Annotated in this window: 1 protein-coding gene; it reads right to left on the minus strand. The window is 48.1% G+C overall.

The window, feature by feature from the left end; genetic code table 11:
• Nucleotides 1-673 (minus strand): SprB repeat-containing protein (locus ACFFLS_RS22615; protein WP_379689662.1); only part of this gene is annotated, 673 nt, incomplete at both ends.

Below are 673 nucleotides of genomic sequence, written 5' to 3' on the forward strand. Positions count from 1 at the left end.
AGACAGAATCTCGTACTGAAGCGCGCCAACTCCGTTCTGAACGTTGCTGATCGTAACCGTACTTGTCGTGCTTGCAGCTGGCGCACAGTAAATAGGCGTTCCTGCAATATCCATATCTGTCGGAGGATTAAGTGCTGGTATCGTTACAGACACCGGTACTGCAATCACACATCCGTTCGAATCTCTAACATAAGCAGTAACTGTTCCTGCAGTCAAAGTCGTGTACGTATTTGTCGAAGTGTAATCCGTTCCTCCGTTGAAGCTGTAATAGTAAGGGAATGTTCCTGTACCTGCCGTAACGTTTACTGTTACAACCGCTGCCTGAGAAGCATTTCCTGCTCCGCATGTCAAGCCCTGAGTCAATACCGCTGTAGCGGCAAGAGCTGATGGCTCGGTAATGGTAACCGTTCCAGTTGTGTACTCACAGTTTTTAGCATCTCTTACAACCATGTTGTAAGTTCCTGCCGTCAATCCTGGGAAGATATTTGAATCCTGGAATGTCGTTCCTCCGTCGTTGCTGTACTCATAAGGCAGAATGCCGTTTGAAGCAGTAACGATGATGCTTCCGTCGTTTCCTCCTATACATCTAACATTTGTCTGAGCAAACGTAGCTGTTGGAGTCGTTGTCGGCGTAACCACAACCGGAATAGAAACCGCCTGGCATCCCTGGCTG

The sequence above is a fragment of the Flavobacterium procerum genome (genome assembly GCF_042431625.1).
In the GTDB taxonomy this organism is placed as follows: domain Bacteria; phylum Bacteroidota; class Bacteroidia; order Flavobacteriales; family Flavobacteriaceae; genus Flavobacterium; species Flavobacterium procerum.